The organism is Enterobacter sp. SECR19-1250 (assembly GCF_013391025.1).
Taxonomy (GTDB): domain Bacteria; phylum Pseudomonadota; class Gammaproteobacteria; order Enterobacterales; family Enterobacteriaceae; genus Enterobacter; species Enterobacter cloacae.
On record NZ_JACASJ010000104.1, the window covers coordinates 1 to 16,735 of the forward strand.

Annotated in this window: 14 protein-coding genes, 1 tRNA gene and 1 pseudogene; 4 read left to right on the forward strand and 12 right to left on the reverse strand. The window is 56.3% G+C overall.

The genetic code is table 11. The annotated features are described in order from the left end of the window. Positions 1–85 precede the first annotated feature (85 nt). The gene (locus HX884_RS21215) at positions 86–427 is read right to left on the reverse strand and encodes a SymE family type I addiction module toxin (RefSeq protein WP_038418324.1); all 342 of its coding nucleotides are present in this window, start codon (positions 425–427) and stop codon (positions 86–88) included. A 125-nt stretch (positions 428–552) separates the two neighbouring features. Here HX884_RS21215 and HX884_RS21220 point away from each other — a divergent pair, with 125 nt between their 5' ends. Beyond that, on the forward strand, positions 553–744 hold the full coding sequence (locus tag HX884_RS21220; RefSeq protein ID WP_028028019.1) for a toxin-antitoxin system HicB family antitoxin: 192 nt from the start codon (positions 553–555) through the stop codon (positions 742–744). 42 nt (positions 745–786) lie between these two features. Here HX884_RS21220 and HX884_RS21225 read toward each other — a convergent pair whose 3' ends face one another. The 4 genes from HX884_RS21225 to HX884_RS21235 form a co-directional block, all read right to left on the reverse strand. After that, complete coding sequence (locus HX884_RS21225) at positions 787–1,080, reverse strand: contact-dependent growth inhibition system immunity protein (protein ID WP_178328746.1); 294 nt, start codon at positions 1,078–1,080, stop codon at positions 787–789. A 7-nt stretch (positions 1,081–1,087) separates the two neighbouring features. After that, positions 1,088–1,357 carry an RNase A-like domain-containing protein gene (locus HX884_RS27570; protein WP_249166248.1) on the reverse strand — a complete coding sequence of 90 codons (270 nt, stop codon included), beginning with the start codon at positions 1,355–1,357 and terminating at the stop codon, positions 1,088–1,090. A 50-nt stretch (positions 1,358–1,407) separates the two neighbouring features. Beyond that, complete coding sequence (locus tag HX884_RS27320; RefSeq protein WP_256737182.1) at positions 1,408–1,530, reverse strand: hypothetical protein; 123 nt, start codon at positions 1,528–1,530, stop codon at positions 1,408–1,410. Between the two features lie 255 nt (positions 1,531–1,785). Beyond that, a tRNA-Sec gene (locus HX884_RS21235) sits at positions 1,786–1,880 on the reverse strand. A 328-nt stretch (positions 1,881–2,208) separates the two neighbouring features. Here HX884_RS21235 and yicI point away from each other — a divergent pair. After that, on the forward strand, positions 2,209–4,527 hold the full coding sequence (yicI, locus tag HX884_RS21240) for an alpha-xylosidase (RefSeq protein ID WP_178328747.1): 2,319 nt from the start codon (positions 2,209–2,211) through the stop codon (positions 4,525–4,527). A gap of 60 nt (positions 4,528–4,587) precedes the next feature. Here the strand turns inward: yicI and HX884_RS21245 are convergent, their stop codons facing one another. Further along, the gene (locus tag HX884_RS21245) at positions 4,588–6,291 is read right to left on the reverse strand and encodes an AsmA family protein (protein WP_178328748.1); all 1,704 of its coding nucleotides are present in this window, start codon (positions 6,289–6,291) and stop codon (positions 4,588–4,590) included. A 119-nt stretch (positions 6,292–6,410) separates the two neighbouring features. Next, on the reverse strand, positions 6,411–7,802 hold the full coding sequence (gene xanP / locus HX884_RS21250) for a xanthine/proton symporter XanP (RefSeq protein ID WP_014830139.1): 1,392 nt from the start codon (positions 7,800–7,802) through the stop codon (positions 6,411–6,413). A 225-nt stretch (positions 7,803–8,027) separates the two neighbouring features. On the opposite strand from xanP, the gene gltS reads away from it, so the two are divergent. Further along, positions 8,028–9,230, forward strand: a complete 1,203-nt coding sequence (gene gltS, locus HX884_RS21255; RefSeq protein WP_013094878.1) for a sodium/glutamate symporter — start codon at positions 8,028–8,030, stop codon at positions 9,228–9,230. A 2-nt stretch (positions 9,231–9,232) separates the two neighbouring features. On the opposite strand, the gene recG is transcribed toward gltS, so the two are convergent. The 5 genes from recG to gmk are packed head-to-tail and all read right to left on the reverse strand — an operon-like array spanning position 9,233 to position 15,099. Then, positions 9,233–11,314 carry an ATP-dependent DNA helicase RecG gene (gene recG, locus HX884_RS21260; RefSeq protein ID WP_178328749.1) on the reverse strand — a complete coding sequence of 694 codons (2,082 nt, stop codon included), beginning with the start codon at positions 11,312–11,314 and terminating at the stop codon, positions 9,233–9,235. 3 nt (positions 11,315–11,317) lie between these two features. Then, a complete protein-coding gene (gene trmH / locus HX884_RS21265; RefSeq protein ID WP_178328750.1) occupies positions 11,318–12,007 on the reverse strand; it encodes a tRNA (guanosine(18)-2'-O)-methyltransferase TrmH in 690 nt (229 codons plus the stop codon). 4 nt (positions 12,008–12,011) lie between these two features. Continuing rightward, positions 12,012–14,126: a bifunctional GTP diphosphokinase/guanosine-3',5'-bis pyrophosphate 3'-pyrophosphohydrolase gene (spoT, locus tag HX884_RS21270; RefSeq protein WP_013094882.1), complete on the reverse strand. Its 2,115-nt coding sequence runs from the start codon at positions 14,124–14,126 to the stop codon at positions 12,012–12,014. Between the two features lie 19 nt (positions 14,127–14,145). After that, positions 14,146–14,421, reverse strand: coding sequence for a DNA-directed RNA polymerase subunit omega (gene rpoZ, locus HX884_RS21275; RefSeq protein ID WP_000135058.1), 276 nt, complete (start codon positions 14,419–14,421; stop codon positions 14,146–14,148). A 54-nt stretch (positions 14,422–14,475) separates the two neighbouring features. Next, positions 14,476–15,099, reverse strand: a complete 624-nt coding sequence (gene gmk / locus HX884_RS21280; protein ID WP_013094883.1) for a guanylate kinase — start codon at positions 15,097–15,099, stop codon at positions 14,476–14,478. A gap of 251 nt (positions 15,100–15,350) precedes the next feature. Between gmk and ligB the strand changes: the two are divergent. Beyond that, positions 15,351–16,691, forward strand: a pseudogene (gene ligB, locus HX884_RS21285) (NAD-dependent DNA ligase LigB); the annotation flags it as partial. Between the last annotated feature and the right edge of the window lie 44 nt (positions 16,692–16,735).

The window sequence follows — 16,735 nt, forward strand, 5'->3', positions numbered from 1 at the left end:
CACAACCCGCTACGGGGGAGACTTACCCGAAATCTGATTTATTCAACAAAGCCTCGGTAAGTTCGTAGTATGCCAGAAACAGCCGCTAAGCCAGGTGGTTTGTATTTGTTTTTGCGAGGCGCTTTCCAGCACGCGGAGTTTGGATGGCTGTAAGCGCGTTCTCTATCTCAATAAGCTTTGCTTTCGTCCGTTTATAATCATCCTGCAACCTCTGCTCCTGCTCGTTATACGCCACCAGAACGATGCATCCTTTCATCACCTTTACGGTCACTTGATGTCCGGTTTCAAACCCTGCCGCGCGTAGCCATTTGCCTGACAGAATGATATTGGGCGTGGATTTGTCGAAAACATTCGGGCGATATCCCACAATTAACGAACGCTCGGTTCCGGATTGGTCGGTGTCTGGGGTAGAATGCGAATCAGCCATAATCAACTCCTTGATAGTTGGTGAGGTTAGACGCTCCTGTTGTGTTCCCGCACATCGGAGCGTTGCTTGTAGAGGAGGGTTAGGTGGCCTCCTATATGGCTCAGAGTAGATGGATAGGTGGCCTCATGTCAATCATATCGCGCGAAAAAAAACCAAAAGGCGGTGGGCAGTCCCCGCAATTTAAGATGCGTATTGATCCGGCATTGAAGGAGCAGTTGGATGCCGTGGCGGCTGAGGAAGGGGTGAGTCTCGCCAGTTGGTTAAAGGAACTGGCGAGGGAGGCTTTACGACGAAAAGGCCTGGAGCCAAAGGGATAATTCACTACGGGTTCATCGCACTTCGACAATGAGTCGCGGTTGCTAAGCAAGGGCAAGTCTGCGCACCGTCATCAGGAAGTCGTAAGAGGTCGTCTCCCACAGCTCAGGCGAAAAATCAAATCCATATCGGCTTTTGAACTCATCATCCAACTTGTCTCCGTAACACTCAATGAAAGTATCAATCTCTCCGGCTAACTCTTTTAACAACCAACCAGGTGCCGTCTTTTTAAATAGCCCAATTATTCCCTCAATTGTATCCGCACCATCATTAATGAGGTCATAATCCTGATTGAAGTAACCATGAATCAACTGATCAAGATGATAGAAATTTTGCATAATTCACCTACGGGGTCGGGAATGCAGTAAGGATATAGTAAGGCTTACCATTATATTCTTTCAGCTCAATAACAATCCTCACACTTCGCATGCTGATACGCTGTGTACTACCTCGTGAAAACCCATATCCAATCTCCTGACCTGCCGGGTAAACGATAGTGAGGCGCCCCCCTCTGTTTCCCCCGCCAAGTAATGATTTTATATTTGCTCGCTTATAATATATTGCTCTTGATATAACGCTTTCTGCAACGTTTAAATTTTTAAATGTTGAAGACATTATGAGTCGCTTATTCTGCTCGAATCGGGCAAGTAACTCATTATCCGTTTCTACTGCTCCGAGTAAAACGCCAAGCCCCCCCCCAGTAATCGGTTACTCAGCGTTTCCGCTTCTGTCACGCTCTTATCTGAAAGCACCGCCGCCAGTTGTACCGGTGACATAACGACGGTCATTCCACTTTCTTCCATAATATAATTTCATCACCATATCCTTACCCGATAATAACCAAAAATATCTTCGTTTGGTAAGAATAAGTTCCTAATCTGTCTTTCTTGTTAAATTATGAAATAACAGTATATGTAAAAGGATCGACTATTATTTAATATAGATTCAAAGATAGCTCGTCGGACTGCTACGGTTCAGTGAATAATAATGCGAAGGAAAATAGAGATTTTTTAGACTTTCTCGGATAGTTGCGGACGAACTTTTGGCGGAAGATCACAGGAGTCGAACCTGCCCGGGAACGCTGGCGTCCCCAACTGGATTTGAAGTCCAGCCACCTCACCGGAGATGACGATCTTCCGCGCCTGCATTGCTACATGGAGGCGGGGCGCATTATAGCTACTTTCAGACATTTACCACATACCCCGACACACTTTTTTCACCTCTCTTTTGACCTGAACACCCCCATTTCAGTTAATTCTTAAGAAAATCCTCAGGTTAGCATTTCGTGCTCCGCGACATTTACCCCGATCACAAAAAACAAGAAACGTAATTTGCTAACCAGAAAACGCAATACTCGCTCCTGAAACAATGGTTTAAAACCTCTGTAACCGGTCTCAGTGCCCGTATCGCCACACGGCAGGCATCTGGCGGCCAGCAAAGGATTACAGAACCAGGAGGACGAAAGTATGAAAATCAGTGATGGAAACTGGCTTATTCAACCTGGCCTGACCGTGACGTATCCGGTCCAGGTGTTCGATGTGGAGCAACAGGGCAATGACCTGGTGGTGTATGTGGCACCGCGCGACGTCCGCGAACGCGCGTGGCAACTCGATACGTTGATGTTCACCGTCCGGCTCTTCGCACCGCAGGAAGGGATTGTCGGGGTGCGCATCGAGCACTTCCAGGGGGCGCAGGACAAAGGCCCGCACTTTCCGCTCAACGTGCTGAAGGACGTAAGGGTCGAGACGGTAAATAACGCCGAATACGCCGAGCTGAAAAGCGGTAATCTCAGCGTGCGCGTCACCAAAGGCGAGTTCTGGGCGCTCGATTTTCTGCGTAACGGCCAGCGGATCACCGGCAGTGAACTGAAAAACAACGGCTACGTGCAGGACAGCCACACGAATCGCAACTATCTGTTCGAACGTCTGGATCTGGGCGTCGGGGAAACGGTTTATGGCCTCGGTGAGCGCTTTACCGCCCTGGTGCGCAACGGTCAGCAGGTCGATACCTGGAACCGCGACGGCGGCACCAGCACCGAGCAGTCCTACAAAAATATTCCGTTCTATCTCACTAACCGCGGCTACGGCGTGCTGGTCAACCATCCGGAAAATGTGTCGTTTGAAATCGGCTCGGAGAAGGTCTCCAAAGTGCAGTTCAGCGTCGAGGGCGAATATCTGGAGTATTTTGTGATCGACGGCCCGACGCCGAAAGCGGTCCTGGACCGCTACACGCAGTTCACCGGTCGTCCGGCGCTGCCGCCGGCGTGGTCCTTCGGCCTGTGGCTCACCACCTCGTTTACCACTAACTACGACGAAGCGACGGTGAACAGCTTCATCGACGGCATGGCCGAACGCGACCTGCCGCTGCACGTCTTCCATTTTGATTGCTTCTGGATGAAGGCCTTCCAGTGGTGTGATTTTGAGTGGGACCCGGTGACCTTCCCCGATCCAGAAGGGATGATCCGCCGCCTGAAAGAGAAGGGGCTGAAGGTCTGCGTGTGGATCAACCCGTACATCGGCCAGAAATCGCCGGTGTTTAACGAGCTGAAAGAGAAGGGCTATCTGCTGAAGCGCCCGGATGGCAGCGTGTGGCAGTGGGACAAATGGCAGCCCGGGCTGGCGATTTACGACTTCACTAATCCGGACGCGTGCCGGTGGTACGCCGACAAGCTGAAGGGCCTGGTGGAGATTGGCGTGGACTGCTTCAAAACCGATTTCGGCGAGCGTATCCCGACGGATGTGCAGTGGTTTGACGGTTCCGATCCGCAGAAGATGCACAACCACTACGCCTTCATCTATAACGCGCTGGTGTGGAACGTGCTGAAAGAGACGGTAGGCGAGGAGGAGGCGGTGCTGTTTGCCCGCTCGGCGTCCGTCGGCGCACAGCAGTTCCCGGTGCACTGGGGCGGCGACTGCTATGCCAACTATGAATCCATGGCGGAAAGCCTGCGCGGCGGCCTGTCGATTGGTCTGTCCGGCTTCGGGTTCTGGAGCCACGATATCGGCGGTTTCGAAAACACCGCCCCGGCGCACGTCTACAAACGCTGGTGCGCGTTCGGGCTGTTCTCCAGCCACAGCCGCCTGCATGGAAGCAAATCCTACCGGGTGCCGTGGGCGTACGATGATGAGTCCTGCGACGTGGTGCGCCACTTTACGCAGCTGAAATGCCAGCTGATGCCGTACCTCTATCGTCAGGCGGCGCTGGCACGGGAGTGCGGCACGCCGATGCTGCGGGCGATGATGCTGGAGTTCCCGGACGATCCGGCGTGTGACTATCTCGACCGTCAGTACATGTTGGGGGATGCCTTGATGGTGGCGCCGGTGTTCTCAGAGGCGGGTGAGGTGCAGTTTTACCTGCCGGAAGGTCGCTGGACGCACTTGTGGCACAACGATGAGGTTCAGGGCTGCCGCTGGCATAAGCAGCAGCATGATTTCATGAGCCTGCCGGTTTATGTGCGCGACAACACCTTGCTGGCGCTCGGTAACAACAAGCACAAACCGGACTACGCCTGGAATGAGGGCACGGCCTTCCAGCTGTTTAACCTGGATGAGGGCGCAACAGCGGTGAGTGAAGTGCCTGCGGCTGACGGTTCGGTGGTATTTACGCTGAAGGCGTCACGCAAGGGCGACACCGTGACCCTTACTGGCGCGGGTGAAGCGCGGAACTGGTCGGTATGCTTGCGCAACGTGCAGAAGGTGACTGGTGTGAAAGGTGGCTCATACGCGGGCAGCGAGTGGGGCGTGGTGGTGAACGCGGAGGGGGATGAGGTGGTGGTTCACCTTTAATTCCCCTCACCCTAACCCTCTCCCCAAAGGGGCGAGGGAATGGTTTACTCCCTCTCCCTTTCAGGGAGAGGGCTGGGGTGAGGGTGGTGTTGAAACTACACCACCGGTCATGGTCTGCTGAACCTGCTGTTTATCCATATTTACCGCGCTCAGCTTGCCATTTACCGTTGGCTTCAGCGGGGCATTCGCCTGCACACTCCCGCTGGCAGAAAGCTGAATGTTGCCGTCGCCGCTCACCGGCAGCGCGGGCCAGCCCCACTGCTGCAGGATGTTGAGCGGCACGCCGCGCCCGTTCAGGCTCACCGTGGTCTGTCGTTGCGCAAGCTGAGAAACCGTCGCGGTGGCTTCCAGAATGCCTTTCTCGGTAAAGGCGCTCAGATCGGTGATATTGACCGTGGCGGCGTTAGCGTTCAGCGCCAGCGACGGGCGTCGCACGTCCACGCGGTTAAAAGTGGCTGCTGCGCCGTTTAGCGCGGCGCTGCCGCCCCATACGCCCCATTTGTGGTCCTGCGCCAGCTGCAGGTTAGCCCCATAGCCATCAAGAGAAGTGATCTGCCACGGGAACGCGGGATCAATGTCGATCACCAGGTTGCGGCTCAGGCCGAATTTTTTCAGCGTCACGCTGTTCAGCCATTCCGGCAGCGGATCCATCCACAACGTTTTCCAGTTCTGCGGCAGGGTGTACTCCAGCCCGGCGACGGCGACATCGTCCAGTACCAGCGCTTTACCGTCGCGCAGCCAGTTGCCGGAGGTGCGCACCATGCCCCCTTCCCAGCGGGAGGTGAACTGGCGCAGCGCCACGCCCTGCGGAGAGAATTCCGCATTCAGGATTGGGTCGAACAGATGCAGCGAGCCGTAAATAAATTCGCTGGCATTCATGGATAAACGCCCGTCCTGGCTCTGCCAGTCTCCTTTGCTCAGCGTCAGGTTGCGCAGGCTGAGATCCAAATCGGTTACGGCCCAGTCTGGCCCCTGCAGGCGCGCATCGGTGACTTCCAGGCGGCCAATCTGCAAGGAGGGGATGGTATTGAGCGGCGCGAAGAAATCCAGCAGCGATTTATCGCTCTGCAGGCGGATCTCGTTCAGGCGCATGGTGTCGATGACCCAGCTTCCGTCGGCGTTGCGCAGGGCGGAGCCGGTAAGCGAGCCGCGCGCCATATCGGCGCCGATGGTGTTCAGCACCACCTCCTTGCCGTTCAGCTGGCCCTGGATCAGCACGTTAGTGGCCGGTACCCCGTTCAGGGTGAGCGAACCCGCGCTCATCTGGATCTGCGCATTTTTGCCCAGCACGTTACCCGCTTCTGGCTGCCACGGACTGACACCGCCCGTCACTTTTTGCGCGCTTAAATCCCACTCCGTGTTGGGGCTGTTGAAGGCCATGTTGTTTAGCTGCAGACGGTCTGCCTGGAAGGGCATCGGCGCGGTCTGCGGAGAGAGGTTCAGCGTGCCATCGACCAGGGTGATGGTGTCCATATGCAATGGATCGGTGAGCTGTCGGCTGCCAAGACCAATATCGACTTTTTTAGCCACCAGCGTGGCGGGCTGACCGTCGCGGCCAAAGGTGACGTTTTCCAGAAGGATGTGGGAAGGCGACGAAAAGCGGTGGTCCATCAGGTCGAAACTGAGTTCGTAATCGGTGTTCACCGTTACCCAACTGCTGACCTGTGACGCACCCCAGCGGGTCTGAAGCAGAAAATAGAGTGCCAGCAGCACAAGGAGCAGGGCTACCAGAAGATAGACGAGCAGCTTTCCAATAAATTTCATGGTCTTCCTTCCCGCGAAACGTACATAAAGGAGTTATGCACGATTTATGCGCAATGCTCAAGGCGGGAATGGTGTAAAGAGATGTCACGGCAGGCATTGACAGCCTGCCGTGAGGACAATCAGTTTTTCTCTGGCGGGAAAACGAGATTCAGCACGATAGCGGTGATACCGCCAGCGGCGATGCCGGAAGAGAGCAGGTTTTTCACCCAGTCCGGGGCAAACTGCAGGATCAGCGGCTGCTGAGAAACGCCCAGACCCACGGCCAGCGACAGGGCAATAATCATGATCGCGCGGCGGTTCAGTGGCTCGCGGGAGACGATTCGCACGCCCGAGGCCGCGATAGTACCGAACATCACCAGCGTTGCTCCGCCGAGAACCGGCTCAGGGATGTGCTGTACAAAACCACTCACGGCCGGGAACAGGCCAAGGACAATCAGCATCAGCGCCACCACAAACCCGACATAACGGCTGGCCACGCCGGTCAGCTGGATCACGCCGTTGTTCTGCCCGAAGCAGGAGTTCGGGAATGTATTAAACACGGCAGAGACAAAGGAATTCAGACCGTTTGCCAGCACGCCGCCTTTCAGACGCTTCATGTACAGCGGGCCGGACACCGGCTGCTCCGAGACATCGGAGGTGGCGGTGATATCGCCGATGGTCTCCAGGGAGGTGATCATAAAGACCAGCATCAGCGGCAGCAGCAGACCCCAGTCAATGCCCAGGCCGTAGTACAGTGGAGTAGGAACGGTGATCAGCGCGCTGTTGGTTGGTGCGGTGTTTTCCGGCAACATGCCCAGCGCCCACGCCAGCAGGTAACCGGCCGCCATGGCGATCACCAGCGAGGCCACGCGCAGGTACGGGTTACGCTGACGGTTGAGCAGAATAATGATGGCCAGCACCACGCCAGCCAGCAGCAGGTTTTTTGGTGCGCCAAAGGTGTGGTCGCTCATTGCGGCATAACCCCCACCGATGGAGGTCAGCCCCACCTGAATCAGCGACAGACCGATAATCATCACCACCACGCCCGAGACCAGCGGGGTGATCACGCGGCGAGCCAGATGCAGAACACGGGAGATCACCATCTCCGTGCAGCTGGCCAGCATCAGCGTGCCGAACAGCGCCGCCATCATGGTCGGGACATCCGCCCCGCCGGTTTTTAACGCCGTACCGCCCATTATCAGCGGTGCCACAAAGTTAAAACTGGTACCCTGAATCGACAGCAAGCCAGACCCCACCGGACCCCAGGCTTTAATTTGAATAATTGAGGCTACGCCGGAGGCAAAGAGGGACATGCTGATGATGTGCTGCGTATCCTGAGCCGGTAAACCCAGCGCCTGGCAGATCAACAGCGCCGGGGTGATCACCGCAACAAACATGGCCAGAAGATGCTGGCAGGCAGCGAAGAGCGTCTGCGGAAGCGGTGGGCGGTCTTCAAGACGGTAAATCAGTTCGCTATTTTGCTTTTGCGCAATCGGTTGCGCATCAGGAGACTCTATGCTGTTAACGGACATCGACGGTAATCCCACGGTGGAAAAGCGGGCATTTTATCTGACCACCTGGTAAAAGCAAACGATTGCCAGCAAAAAAAACAGAGAAAATCTGCCGGTATGAGCAGGTTTTCTACAACGTGGAGGAAAAAAAAATTACACTTTTCGCGCCGGTAGCTCATGACGAGCATAAGCCGGCCCAGGATAACGCCGCGTGTGTATGGAACACGCGCATAACAGGAGCCTCTTATGATTCATCTCGATACGTTGTCGACCCTTGTTGCCGCAACGCTGGTTCTTCTGCTTGGTCGCAAGCTGGTACACAGTGTTTCCTTTCTGAAAAAGTACACCATTCCTGAACCTGTTGCCGGTGGGTTGCTGGTGGCGCTGGCCCTGCTGGTGCTGAAAAAAAGCATGGGCTGGGAAATCGATTTCGATATGTCCCTCAAAGATCCGCTGATGCTGGCCTTCTTTGCCACTATCGGCCTGAACGCCAACCTGGCGAGCCTGCGCTCGGGCGGTAAGGTGCTGGGCGTGTTTCTGATTGTCGTGGTTGGTCTGCTGCTGATGCAAAACGCCATCGGCATCGGTATGGCGTCTCTGCTGGGGCTGGATCCGCTGATGGGTCTGCTGGCCGGATCCATCACCCTGTCCGGCGGGCACGGTACCGGGGCGGCGTGGAGTAAGCTGTTTATCGAGCGCTATGGCTTTGAAAACGCAACGGAAGTGGCGATGGCCTGCGCGACCTTTGGTCTGGTGCTTGGCGGTCTGATTGGCGGCCCGGTAGCGCGCTACCTGGTGAAGCACTCCACCACGCCAGACGGCAGACCGGACGATGAACTGGTCCCCACCGCGTTCGAAAAGCCGGACGTTGGCCGCACCATCACCTCGCTGGTGATGATTGAAACCATCGCCATGATCGCCATCTGTCTGACGCTGGGTAAAGTGGTTGCGCAATGGCTGGCGGGCACGGCCTTTGAACTGCCGACCTTTGTTTGTGTGCTGTTTATCGGGGTGATCCTGAGCAATGGTCTGGCCCTGATGGGCTTTTACCGCGTGTTTGAACGTGCGGTCTCGGTGCTGGGTAACGTCTGCCTGTCGCTGTTCCTGGCGATGGCCCTGATGAGCCTTAAGCTGTGGGAACTGGCGTCGCTGGCGCTGCCGATGGTGGCCATTCTGGCGGTGCAGGCGCTGTTTATGGCGCTCTATGCCATGTTCGTTACCTGGCGCATGATGGGCAAAAACTACGATGCCGCGGTGCTGGCGGCGGGGCACTGTGGGTTTGGTCTGGGTGCCACGCCAACGGCAATCGCCAATATGCAGGCAATCACCGAACGTTTCGGGCCTTCGCACATGGCGTTTCTCGTGGTACCGATGGTTGGGGCATTCTTTATTGATATCGTCAACGCGCTGGTGATCAAGCTGTACCTGATGCTGCCGATGTTCGCCTGAGATCAGGCGTTGGAGTAGCGCTCAGTTTCCGGCATCCAGCGCTCAATTAACGCTGCCGCCTGTTCGGGGTAGCGTTCATGAATATGGCGGGCAAGGCGCTGAACTTCAGGGATCATGGCCTGATCCCGCAGCAAATCTGCCACTTTGAATTCAGCGTTCCCGGTCTGACGTGTGCCCAGGAGCTCGCCCGGGCCACGGATCTCCAGGTCTTTTTGCGCAATGACGAATCCGTCGTTGCTGTCACGCAGTACCTGCAAACGCATCTGCGCGGTTTTTGAGAGCGGAGCTTTGTAGAGCAGAACGCAGTGTGAAGCCACCGCACCACGGCCCACACGGCCACGTAGCTGGTGTAACTGCGCAAGCCCCAGACGTTCCGGGTTTTCGATGATCATCAGGCTGGAGTTTGGCACATCCACGCCCACTTCAATCACCGTTGTGGCGACCAGCAAATGCAGCTCGCCCTGTTTGAAGGATTGCATGACGGCCTGTTTTTCTGCGGGCTTCATGCGACCGTGCACCAGGCCCACCTTCAGTTCCGGTAGCGCCAGCTTCAGCTCTTCCCACGTTGCTTCTGCGGCCTGCGCTTCAAGCAGGTCAGACTCCTCAATCAGCGTGCAGACCCAGTACGCCTGACGCCCTTCATGGGTGCAGGCGTTGCGCACGCGATCGATGATGTCGCTGCGGCGGGTATCCGGGATGGCCACCGTCGTGACCGGCGTACGGCCCGGCGGCAGTTCGTCAATGGTGGAGGTGTCGAGATCGGCATAGGCGGTCATCGCCAGGGTTCGCGGAATAGGCGTGGCGGTCATGATCAGCTGGTGCGGATGGAAGCCCTGCTGTAGCCCCTTTTCCCACAGCGCTAGGCGCTGATGCACGCCAAAGCGGTGCTGTTCGTCGATGATCACCAGCGCGAGGCCGTTAAACTGCACCTGCTCCTGGAAGATGGCATGGGTGCCGACAATCATCTGCACCTCACCGCGAGCGATGGCGTCCTGTTGCGCAAGACGCGCTTTGCCCTTTTGTTTTCCGGCAAGCCAGCCCACCTCAATGCCCAGCGGGGCGAACCAGGCGCGGAAGTTATTCGCGTGCTGCTCCGCCAGCAGTTCCGTCGGCGCCATCAGCGCCACCTGCTTGCCGTGGGCAATGGCGCGCAGGGCTGCCAGGGCAGCAACCAGCGTTTTACCTGAGCCTACATCGCCCTGCACCAGGCGCATCATGGGCACATCAAGCGCCATATCGCGTTCGATCTCGGTGGTGACGCGCGCCTGGGCACCGGTAGGTTTAAACGGCAGGGAAGCCAGCAGCTTATCCTTGAGCTCATCACGCGGGCTTAAGGGCTGGGCATGAAAACGCTGCGCACCGGCGCGCAGCGCCAGCATGCTCAGGTTATGCGCCAGTAATTCCTCAAGGATAAGACGCCGTTGGGCAGGGTGTTTGCCGCTTTCTAAATCGCTGAGCTGCAGCGTGGGCGGCGGGCGATGCAGCGTACGCAGCGCTTCCGGCAGGCTCATCATTCCCTGCGCCAGCTCAGGCGGTAGCAGTTCGGTGATGGCGCAGGTATCGAGTAACTCCAGGGCCTGGTCGGTGATCTTACGCAGCGTCGCCTGTTTGATACCTTCCGTTGTCGGGTAGACCGGGGTGAGCGTCTCCTGCAGCTCCGGTGTGCTGAGATCGCCCTGTACGCGGTACTCCGGGTGGATCATCTCTGCGCCATATTTCCCGCGTTTGGCTTCGCCATACGCCAGCACCCGGCGGCCCGTCGCAAGGCTGTTTTTCATCGCCGCGTTGAAGTTGAAAAAGCGCATGGTGAGAATGCCGGTGCCGTCGCTGATTTGACAGGTCATCATCCGGCGGACGCCAAAGGTGATGTTGCAGTTCAGCACCTCGCCCTCAACGGTGGCGTAAATCGCGGGCAGCAGATCGCCAATCTTATAAAGTTGCGTGCGGTCTTCATAACGCAGGGGGAGGTGGAGCAGGAGATCCTGCACGGTGTGCAGGCCAATTTTGCCCAGTTTACTGCTTTGCGCCGCGCCCACGCCCGTCAGGCTATTGAGCGGGATGGCATCCAGCAGGCGGCCTTTCATCGGTTACCCTGCGTACTGCATGGTGGCCCACCACCCGGCATCGGCTTCAATTTCGCCCTGCGCGTTGACGTGGGGGTAAGGCAATTTTTTCTGCTTTGCAACACGAGCCAGCACCGGATAGCCGCCTTCAAACAGCAGGCGCTGCTGTTCGTCTTCCGGCAGCATGCTGTTGCTGCGCTCGTACATCCCGGCGTTCTGACGCTGGCGTTGGGCTTCATACAGAATGAGCGCGGAGGCCACAGAGACATTCAGGGACTGCACCATGCCGATCATGGGGATGATGATGTCCTGATCCGCCAGATCCAGCGCTTCCTGAGTGATCCCGGTTTTCTCCTGACCCATCAAAATGCAGGTCGGGCGGATGTAGTCGATCTCGCGGAAATCGACCGCTTTGGCAGACAGGTTGGTGGCAAGAATCTGCATACCGCGACCTTTCAGGTGCGATACGGCTTCGCCGATGGTCTGATGGGTTTTGACGGACACCCAGCTGTTACTGCCTGCGGCTGTCGACGCCATGGTGCGCATGCGGGCACCGGGCCAGACGGCGTGCACTTCATGCACGCCGACGGCGTCTGCGGTACGGACAATGGCAGAGACGTTATGAGGTTTATGGACCTGCTCCATGCAGACCGTCAGATCAGGCTGACGCCTGGCGAGCATTTCGCAGATACGTGCATAACGTTGTGCATTCATAAAACTAGTTTCGGTTTCGGGTGACTTTAATGACGTCCGGCATGACGCGGATCTTGCGCATAATATTTGCCAGATGCACGCGGTCGCGGGCGGTCAGACGAATAAAGGCGCTGTACACGCGGCCATCTTTTTCTTCCGTATTCAGGCTCTGAATGTTGGAAGAGGCCGTGTTGATCGCTGCCGTCAGGTTCGCCAGGGCACCCTGGTGGTTGAACATATCCACCTTAATTTCGGTGATAAATTCCTGCGCCGTCTCTTTATCCCACTCGACCGCCATAAACTTCTCCGCCTCTTTTTGATAGCCGCGGATGTTACGACAAGATTCATGGTGGATAACCAGCCCTTTGCCCGGGCTGACGTGCGCAATAATCGGATCGCCAGGAATTGGACGGCAACACTTCGCAAAGGTGATAAGCACCCCGTCCGCGCCTTTGATCGGCAGATGCGCGTGGCCGGATGCGCCAGGTGCGGAAGGTATTGCTTCGCCCTGCTGCAGGTTTTTGGCCACCACGACGCTCATGGCGTTACCCAGCCCAATTTCCGCCAGCAGATCGTCCAGAGAGGTGAGCTTCATCCGGTCGAGTTCACGCTGGATATGTTCTGGTGGGATCTCTGCCAGCTTACGGCTGCCACCCAACGCATGGTTGAGCAGACGACGCCCAAGGCTGACGGAGTCATCACGCTTGAGGTTTTTCAGCAGCTGACGGATTTTGGCGCGCGCTTTGGAGCTCACAACAAAGTTCAGCCAGGCCGCGTTTGGACGTGCGCCCGGTGCGGTGATGATTTCGACAGTCTGGCCGCTGGCGAGCGGTTGAGACAGCGGATAAGGCTGTCTGTCAACGCGTGCGCCTACGCAGGCGTGGCCGATATCAGTATGCACGGCATACGCGAAGTCGACCGGGGTCGCGCCCGCAGGCAGTTCGACAATACGCCCTTCAGGCGTGAAAACGTAAATCTCATCCGGGAAGAGATCGGATTTTACGCTCTCGATAAATTCAAACGAGCTCCCCGCACTCTGCTGCAGCTCCAGCAGGCTCTGCATCCAGCGCTGGGCGCGGATTTGTGCCGTGGTGCTGCTTTCACCACCGTGCTCTTTATAGGCCCAGTGTGCGGCGACACCCATCTCCGCCATCTGGTCCATGTCTTCGGTGCGGATCTGCACTTCAACAGGGACGCCGTGCGGGCCGATCATCGAGGTATGCAAAGATTGATAGCCGTTCGCTTTTGGAATGGCGATGTAATCTTTCATGCGCCCAGGACGCGGCTTGTAGAGGCTGTGCATCTGCCCCAGAACGCGATAGCAGGTGTCGGCATCGTGGACGATCACGCGGAACGCGTAGATATCCATGATCGAGTGAAAACGCTGCTCCTTGAGCACCATTTTGCAGTAAATGGAGTACAGGTGTTTTTCGCGACCGCTCACGCGGCAGGGAATGCCCGCTTCCTGTAAACGTCCTTCAATTTCCGAGAGGATCTTTTGAATCATCTCTTTACGGTTACCGCGGGCGGCTTTCACCACCTCTTTAATGACGCGATAGCGGTTCGGGTACAACGCTTCAAAACCCAGCTCTTCCAGCTCGGTTTTAATGTGATGGATACCTAAACGGTGCGCCAGCGGACTGTAGATTTCGAGGGTTTCACGGGCAATGCGGCGACGTTTGTCCGGGCGGAGTGAGCCCAGCGTGCGCATGTTGTGGGTACGGTCAGCGAGTTTGATGAGAATGACGCGGATATCCTGCACCATCGCCATAATCATCTTGCGAAAGTTTTCGGCTTGAGCCTCTTTCTTGTCGCGGAAGTTCAGTTTATCAAGCTTGGACACCCCTTCCACCAGTTCGGCAACGCTTTTGCCAAACAGCTGTTCCATATCCTGGTAAGTGGCAGGGGTATCTTCGATCACGTCGTGCAGCAGAGCGGCCATCAGCGTTTCATAGTCGAGTTTCATCTCGGCCAGAATACAGGCCACCGCTACCGGGTGCGTGATATAGGGTTCACCGCTTGAACGTGTCTGGCCCTCGTGAGCGTCACGTGCAACGAGATAAGCCTGCTGAAGACGCTTAATCTGGTCTTCAGGCAGGTAGGTTTGAATCAGTTGATTCAGGCTTTCAAACAGATACAAGGGCGACCCGCAGGTTTAATTAACGACGACCTTCAGCAATGGCGGTTACGGCCTGCAGTTCTGCGGCTTCCTGCTCTTGCTGCTCCTGGCGCTCACGTACGTCGAGGATCTGGTTGTTGATCAGACCTTCTTCGATTTCGCGAAGTGCAATAACGGTGGTTTTATCGTTTTCTTCCGGTACCAGCGGATCTTTTCCGCCTACCTGCATCTGACGAGCGCGACGCGCGGCGACCAGCACCAGGTCAAAACGGTTACCAATTTTCTCTACAGCGTCCTGAACAGTTACGCGTGCCATACTTAAAATGCTCCACAGGTGAAGAAATGACTGGGCATAATACTGAAAGTGGGTTCAGTCTGCCAACAGTTTGGTGATTAATGCGTCATGTCGCTGCTTCTGGCGGCTCATACGCAGACGTTCTGCGCGAAGGATGGTTTTGAGATCGCTCAGTGCGGCATCAAAATCATCATTCACAATAAGGTAATCATATTCGGCGTAATGGCTCATTTCTGCAACTGCCTGTTCCATACGCTTTGCAATGACCTCTTCGCTGTCCTGACCGCGGCCACGCAGGCGGCGATCCAGCTCATCTTTCGACGGCGGTAAAATAAAGATACTGCGCGAATCAGGCATTTTCTTGCGAATTTGCTGTGCGCCCTGCCAGTCGATATCCAGGAACACATTCACGCCGGTTGCCAGAACCTGCTCAATGGTTTCACGCGAAGTACCGTAGTAGTTCCCGAAAACTTCTGCGTGTTCAAGAAACGCATCTCGGCCAATCATCGCTTTAAATTCGTCGTGATCGACAAAGAAATAGTGCTCACCGTGCACTTCACCCGGACGCGGTTTACGCGTGGTGTGCGAAACAGAAACCTGAGTGTCATACAACGGTTGGGTTTTTAACAGTGCCTGAATAAGGCTGGATTTACCCGCGCCACTAGGGGCAGAAACAATATAAAGCGTGCCTTGAGCCATGAGAGTCTTTTGTATGTGTTAACGAAGAAGTCCTACATACGGGCTTATTATACACGTCGCCGCTGTGTGACGTAGCCTTTGTCACACTTTTTCCCCTGGATTATTGCATTTTGCGTGTCGTTTTCAGGTTTTACCTGTGTTTTGCAGCAACATAAATTCACTCTGGATAGCGCCTCGCAAAGCGCAATGTTGCCATTAGCGTGGTTTTCGTCGCCGGGTTATACCTCCAGCAACGTAAAGGAGGGGTAGCGATGTGGCGATGGATAAGCGGCTTCATGCTGTTGTGGTGTGGTTCTGCGGCGGCGGTGTGCCCGGTGTGGTCTCAGGCGAGGGCGGAGAAAGAGATTGCGACGTTAAGTGCGCAAATCAAACGCTGGGATGACGCCTACTGGCAGCAGGGTATCAGCGAAGTGAACGATGAAGTGTATGACCAGCTCAACGGACGGTTAAAACAGTGGCAGCACTGTTTTGGGCATGCCTCACCTGACGCAGCACTTCCCGCCCTGACGGGACGTATCAAACACCCTGTCGCCCATACAGGGGTTCATAAGGTGAGCAGTAAAGAAGAGCTTGGCCAGTGGATGCATGCCCGGCGCAATCTCTGGATGCAACCCAAAGTTGACGGTGTAGCGGTAACGCTGGTGTATCGGGGGGGAACATTGGCTCAGGCCATTAGCCGTGGCGATGGGCTAAAAGGTGAAGACTGGACATCTCAGGTGCGTTTAATACCGTCGGTGCCACAACACCTTTCCGGCGCGCTGGCGAACAGCGTGTTACAGGGAGAGCTTTTTTGGCAGCGTGAAAATCACATTCAGCAGCAGATGGGCGGAATGAATGCACGCGCAAAAGTCGCAGGTGCGATGATGCGCCAGCAGGATAACGCGTTTTTGAGAGAGGTTGGGGTATTCATCTGGGCCTGGCCAGACGGGCCAAAAGAGATGAAAACCGCACTGGCGGAACTGTCTGACGCGGGGTTTACCCTGACGGCGCGCTATACCTTGCCCGTAGAGCATATTGAGGCCGTAGAAAAGCAGCGCTCAGCGTGGCACACCGCAGCATTACCCTTTGCCACGGACGGCATTGTGGTTCGCTCGGCGGATGAACTGCCGGGTGAAAACTGGCTGCCTGGAGAGGGCAGTTGGGTTGTTGCATGGAAATATCCCCCTGTCGCGCAGGTTGCTGAAGTACGGGATATTCACTTCACTGTGGGCCGTACGGGGAAAATTGCCGTTGTGGCGGCGCTGGAGCCGGTACGGCTGGATGATAAACAGGTGCAGCGGGTTAGCCTCGGGTCCGTTGGCCGCTGGCAAAGGCTGGATATCGCGCCGGGCGACCAGATCCAGGTAAGCCTGGCCGGGCAGGGGATCCCCCGATTCGACAAAGTCGTCTGGCGAGGGACCGACCGGCAAAAACCAGAACCTCCAGTCCCGCAGTACCATTCTCTCAGCTGTTTTTACGCTTCACCGGAATGTATGGAGCAGTTCTTTGCCCGGCTGACGTGGCTCAGTTCTAAGCAGGGGCTGGATATTGCCGGTTTAGGCGAGTCAGGCTGGCGGGCGCTCTGGCAGGCACATCGCTTTGAACCGTCATTCCGCAGCTAATTCCAGAATTTAAATAGCGTGATCTGGCGATCAGT

What these genes read in the sequence shown, in the direction of transcription:
- HX884_RS27570 (WP_249166248.1), bottom strand. Translation starts at nt 1,357, where the DNA reads ATGTCTTCAACATTTAAAAATTTAAACGTTGCAGAAAGCGTTATATCA.
- HX884_RS21220 (WP_028028019.1), top strand. Translation starts at nt 553, where the DNA reads ATGTCAATCATATCGCGCGAAAAAAAACCAAAAGGCGGTGGGCAGTCC.
- HX884_RS27320 (WP_256737182.1), bottom strand. Translation starts at nt 1,530, where the DNA reads ATGACCGTCGTTATGTCACCGGTACAACTGGCGGCGGTGCTTTCAGAT.
- HX884_RS21215 (WP_038418324.1), bottom strand. Translation starts at nt 427, where the DNA reads ATGGCTGATTCGCATTCTACCCCAGACACCGACCAATCCGGAACCGAG.
- recG (WP_178328749.1), bottom strand. Translation starts at nt 11,314, where the DNA reads ATGAAAGGCCGCCTGCTGGATGCCATCCCGCTCAATAGCCTGACGGGC.
- gmk (WP_013094883.1), bottom strand. Translation starts at nt 15,099, where the DNA reads ATGGCTCAAGGCACGCTTTATATTGTTTCTGCCCCTAGTGGCGCGGGT.
- gltS (WP_013094878.1), top strand. Translation starts at nt 8,028, where the DNA reads ATGATTCATCTCGATACGTTGTCGACCCTTGTTGCCGCAACGCTGGTT.
- rpoZ (WP_000135058.1), bottom strand. Translation starts at nt 14,421, where the DNA reads ATGGCACGCGTAACTGTTCAGGACGCTGTAGAGAAAATTGGTAACCGT.
- xanP (WP_014830139.1), bottom strand. Translation starts at nt 7,802, where the DNA reads ATGTCCGTTAACAGCATAGAGTCTCCTGATGCGCAACCGATTGCGCAA.
- yicI (WP_178328747.1), top strand. Translation starts at nt 2,209, where the DNA reads ATGAAAATCAGTGATGGAAACTGGCTTATTCAACCTGGCCTGACCGTG.
- HX884_RS21225 (WP_178328746.1), bottom strand. Translation starts at nt 1,080, where the DNA reads ATGCAAAATTTCTATCATCTTGATCAGTTGATTCATGGTTACTTCAAT.
- HX884_RS21245 (WP_178328748.1), bottom strand. Translation starts at nt 6,291, where the DNA reads ATGAAATTTATTGGAAAGCTGCTCGTCTATCTTCTGGTAGCCCTGCTC.
- trmH (WP_178328750.1), bottom strand. Translation starts at nt 12,007, where the DNA reads ATGAATGCACAACGTTATGCACGTATCTGCGAAATGCTCGCCAGGCGT.